A 4,857-nucleotide genomic window follows, 5' to 3' on the forward strand; every position below is an offset into this window, starting at 1 on the left:
GGGTGCCGCTGCTGGCGGCCGCGGCGCTGGTGACGCTGGTCTGCGCGGGCACGGCGGCGGTGCCCGGGGTGCGCAGGCACGGCGCGCGGCCCTCGGCCGTGACCGGGACCACCTCCGACACCGCGCCCGAACCGACGGCCGAGCGGCCACCGGCCCGGGCTCAGGCTCGGGTCAAGCCCTGATCACCGTGACGTGGCTCAGTTCCAGATGCCGGTGATGTCGGCGGCGGAGGCCGCGTTGCCCGCGTGGCCGGTGGCGCCGGACAGGTCCTCCAGGGTGCGCAGCACGTTGTAGTGGTTGTAGGTGGTGGAGCTGCTGCTGCCGGGCGTCACGTGGGCGCCGTAGATCACGGTCGGGATCCGGTTGCCGGACAGCTTGTTGTCCTCGTCGAAGGTGACGACCAGCAGGCTGTTGTGGGTCTGGGCCCAGGCGGCGTACGCACCGAGGTTGTTCTTGATCCAGGTGTCGCCGGTGCCGACCGAGCAGTCGTGCATGTCGCTGCAGAGGTTCGGCACCACGAAGGAGACGTTCGGCAGGGTGCTGTAGTCGGTCGGGAACTGGGCGAAGGTCTTCGCCGAGCTGAGCGGGACGTTGCCGAAGCCGAACCACGGGTTGTGCTTCTGGGCGTAGCTGCCGCTGCTGCACACGGTGCTGCCCTGGCTGGGCAGGGACTCGTTGTAGCTGGCCCAGGTCTTGCCGGCGGCGATGACCTCGGAGGCGAGGTTGGCGGCCTGGAAGCCGCCGACCGTCACACAGCTGTCGTCGACGGTGCCCTGGGTGGAACCGGAGAACAGCGCGTAGTAGTTCGGCTCGCTCGGGTGGGTGATGCCGAAGGACTGGGTGAGGTTGGCGCCGCCCGCCTTCAGGGTGTTGTTGATGTACGGGGCGCTGCTGCTGCCGATGACCTGGGTGTAGGCGTGGTTCTCCATCACCACGACGACGATGTGGTCGGGCGTGGGCAGCGCGGCGGCCTGGGCGGTGGTGGCGGTGGCCGCCCAGAGGCCGGCGGAGGCGGCGACCAGGGCGACGGCCGAACCGATCGCGGTGGCGGTGCGGCGGGAGCGGGGGTTCAGGGGCTTCATGGACGAAGTCATGACAATTCCTCGGGTGGGAGACGGCCCGGTGAGCCGGGCCCGGGACGGGAGGTGCCTCCGTGGTCGGCGAGGGGAACACCGGAGCGCGCCGGAGTGCGCGAAAGCGCCCGAACAGCATGGGGCGCGTCCGTCGACGCGGGTAGACGACGGCAGGTGAAACCTTGGCCCCGGAGCGGGAAACGAACGGTGCGACCGCCGAACTCGCCACCGACAACGGGAAATTCGGGCGAACCTGTTCACATTGCCACCAACCGCCCGGGCCGGTGATAGTGATCTCCGAACGGCGCGGTCGGACACTGCGTCAGCTGACGAGAGAACCGAGGAACATGGCGAAGACCAGCCTTCTGCGTCCGCTCGCGGTGGCCGCCGCCGGCGCCGTCCTGGTGGCGACCGGTGCCCTGCCCGCCGCGGCGGCCGGCCAGGACACCACCGACGCGCCCGCCCCCGACCTCGCCGGTGTGCGCGCCGCCCTCCAGGCCTCCACGACAGCCGGTGCCCCGGGCGCCTTCGCGGTGATCCGCGACCACGGCGGCGCCGACCGGACCCGCTCGGTGAGCGTCGGCCTGGCCGACCTGGACGGGACCCCGATGAACTCCTCGTGGAGGTTCCGGGTCGGCAGCAACAGCAAGATGTTCACCGCCGTTCTCGTGATGCAGCTGGCGCAGGAGGGCCGGATCGACCTCGACCGGCCGCTGCGCGAGTACCTGCCCGAGGGCACCCTGCCGGAGGCCTGGACCATGACGGGCCGCCAGGTGCTGGAGCACCGGGCCGGCGTCTACGACCACACCAACGACCTGCTGGAGCAGGCCGGTGAGGAGACCACCAGCGCGTTCGAGGCGCGCATCCGCACCAAGGTCTACGACCCGCGCGAGCTGGTGGCGATGTCGGTCGGGCACGGCGTGCAGTACACCCCCGGCAGCCGCTACTCCTACTCCAACACCGACTACGTGCTGATGGGCCTGGCGATCGAGCACCTCACCGGTCGGCCGTACCCGGAGGTGCTGGACGATCGCATCATCCGGCCGCTCGGCCTGCGCAGGACCTCCTTCGTGGTGCCCACCCAGGAGATCCGCGGCGCCCACGTCACCGGCTACCTCACCAACGACGACCGCAGCAGGCCGCTGCTGGACTCCACCGAGCAGACCGGCTCCTGGGTGTGGGCCGCCGGAGCCGTCATCTCCACCGCCGAGGACCTCGACCGCTTCCTCGGCGCGCTGATGGCCGGCAGCAGCGGCGGGCTCGTCTCGGACGCCTCGCTCCAGCAGATGACCGCCGCCCTGCCCACCCCCACCGCGAAGATCGCCTACGGCCTGGGCCTGCGCCGCATCTCGCTCTCCTGCGGGGACGTGTACGGCCACGGCGGCATCGTGCAGGGCTTCAACAGCCAGTCCTTCACCACCCCGGACGGGCGGCGCAGCGTGGTGGTCTTCGCCAACGCCTCCAACAACGGCTCGGTGACCCAGGGGCTGATGAACACCCTGGAGCCGGCCTTCTGCGGCAAGCAGCCCGCCGTCGCCCCGCGGACGGCCTTCGCGCCGGCCTCCGTCCCGGTCGACTCGCTGCCGGTGGTGGAGGACACCCGGATCTGACCGGCCGATCGGCCCGTGCCCGCCTCCGGTTCGACCGGGGCGGGCACTGTCATGGCCGGGCGCCGCGGGCCGCTACCGGACCGGGTCGGCCACCGGGCGCGGTCTCGTCGAGCGCCGTTCAGTGCCGGCCGGCGCCCGCCGAGCGGGGGCCCTCCGCACTCAGGTCGGTGAGCGCCTCGGTGAGCAGCTCGCGGGCCTCCTCGGCGCGGCCCTGCTCGATCAGCGCGGTGCCCAGTTCGGTCAGCGTCTTGGTCATGCTGTCCGGGCGGCCCACCGCCTCGAAGTGCACCAGGGCCTGCCGGTAGGCCTTCTCGGCAGCCGGCCAGCGCTTCAACGCCGCGCGGTCCAGGCCGAGTTCGTGCGCGGTCATGGCCGCGAGCAGGTGGATCAGCGGCGAGGACCAGCGCTCCACCAGCTCCAGCGCCCCGGCCAGGGCCCGCCGGCGCGAATCCGCCGCCTCCTCGGCCCGGCCGGACTCCCGCAGGCAGTTGGCGGCGCCCCGCAGGGTGACCAGCCGGCCGATCATCGCCGACCGGTTGGCGACCCCGGCGAAGGCGTCCGCCGCCCGGTGGAAGGCGTCGGTCGCCTCGCGGTAGCGCTGGAGGTAGCGCAGGCCCGAGGCGAGATAGGTGAGGGCCCAGCCCTCCTGCTCCCGGTCGCCCACGGCGCGGGCCAGCTCCAGCCCCTCGGTGGCCAGTTCGACGCCGCGCCGGTAGCGGTGCAGGCAGGTGACGTACGTCCAGGCCAGGTAGTTGACGTGCACCGCCTCGACCTGCCTGTCCCCGATCGCGCGGGCGGCGTCCACCGAGAGCTGGAACACCTCGGCCCAGATGCCCCAGCTCAGCAGCCGGTCGGAGAACCAGTGCATCGCCTCGGCGGTGTCCACCACCTCCTGGTACCGGCCGGCCTGCTGTGCCTGGTGCAGGGCGGCCAGCCACTCCGGGTGCTCGTACTCCAGCCAGGCGGCCGCCTCGGTGAGGTGCGCGGTTGCGGACCCGCCGGTGCCGGTCCCGTCCGTGGCGTGGTCGGGGTCGAAACGCAGTCCGTAGGCGGCCGCCCGGCCGAGGATCCGGCGGCCGGCCCCGGTACGGGCCTCGGCCAGCTCCTGGGCCGTCTCGTCGGCGGCCAGCCGCTCGCCCGCGTAGAGCCGCACCAGGTCGTGCAGGCGGTAGCGGTCCGAGGTGGCCGGCTGCATCAGTCCGGCGTCGACGAGCTGCTCCAGCACCAGCTCGGTGCGGGCCGCCGACCGGCCCGCGTAGGCCGCGGCGATCTCCGCGGTGAAGTCCTGCCCGGCGGTCAACGCGCAGCGCCGGAGGACGAGTTGGGACTCGGCGGGCAGCCGCCGATAGGACAGTTCGAAGGCCGGGCGGACGGCCAGGTCGCCCGTCTCCAGCAGGTCCAGCCGGTTCTCCTCGGCGGCGAGCTGGCGCACCAGGTGGGCGACCGGCTGCTGCGGACGGGCGACCAGGCGCTGCCCGGCGATCCGCAGCGCGAGCGGCAGGTAGCCGCAGAGGCTGGCCAGCTCGGCGGTGGCGTCGGGTGCGGCCTCGATCCGCTCGCGGCCGGCGATCCGGGCCAGCAGGACGGCCGCCTCGGCCGGGGACAGCACGTCCAGGTTCAGCCGGTGCACCGACTCCAGTCCGGGCAGCACGTTGCGGCTGGTCAGGATGGTCACGGCCGGGCCGGAACCGGGCAGCAGCGGGCGCACCTGGCTCTCGTCGGCGGCGTTGTCCAGCACCAGCACGAGCCGCCGCTCACGGACCAGCGCCCGGTAGAGGCCCGCCCGTTCCTCCGTCCCGGCGGGCACCGCGGCGTCGGCGACGCCCAGGGCGCGCAGCACCTGGCCGAGCGCGTCCCGGGCGGACAGCGGCTGCGGGGACATCCCGCCGAGGTCCAGCGAGAGTTGGCCGTCCGGGAAGCGCGGGGCCAGGGCGTGGGCGGCGTGCAGGGCGAAGGAGGTCTTGCCGAGGCCGGGCTGACCACTGATCAGCACCACGCGCGGGTGGGCCGGCTGCTCGTCCTCGGCCAGGCGGTCGAGCAGGGCGAGGGCGTCCTCCCGGGCGGTGAAGTCGGCGATGTCGCGGGGCAGCGCGAGGGCGCTCTGGCCGGTCTCGGCGGGGGCCGTCGCCGGGGCGTCGGCGCGTGGGGCGTCCGGGCGGGCGGCTTCGCGCGGG

4 protein-coding genes are annotated in these 4,857 nt (G+C 73.6%); 2 read left to right on the top strand and 2 right to left on the bottom strand.

Annotation, left to right across the window (positions count from 1 at the left end; all coding sequences use genetic code 11):
* The coding region (locus KS423_RS38595; protein WP_374120110.1) for a hypothetical protein at nt 1–182 on the top strand (182 nt) is incomplete at its 5' end.
* 15 nt (nt 183–197) lie between these two features.
* Here the strand turns inward: KS423_RS38595 and KS423_RS38600 are convergent.
* Nucleotides 198–1,082 (bottom strand): alkaline phosphatase family protein, encoded by an 885-nt coding sequence (locus tag KS423_RS38600; protein WP_374120111.1) that lies wholly within the window; start codon nt 1,080–1,082, stop codon nt 198–200.
* 338 nt (nt 1,083–1,420) lie between these two features.
* On the opposite strand from KS423_RS38600, the gene KS423_RS38605 reads away from it, so the two are divergent.
* Nucleotides 1,421–2,683: a serine hydrolase gene (locus tag KS423_RS38605; RefSeq protein WP_224284402.1), complete on the top strand. Its 1,263-nt coding sequence runs from the start codon at nt 1,421–1,423 to the stop codon at nt 2,681–2,683.
* A 118-nt stretch (nt 2,684–2,801) separates the two neighbouring features.
* Here KS423_RS38605 and KS423_RS38610 read toward each other — a convergent pair.
* Nucleotides 2,802–4,857, bottom strand: a 2,056-nt coding sequence (locus KS423_RS38610; RefSeq protein ID WP_224284403.1) for a tetratricopeptide repeat protein, incomplete at its 5' end; no start/stop codon positions are given.

The organism is Streptomyces sp. LS1784 (assembly GCF_020103755.1).
Lineage (GTDB): Bacteria > Actinomycetota > Actinomycetes > Streptomycetales > Streptomycetaceae > Kitasatospora.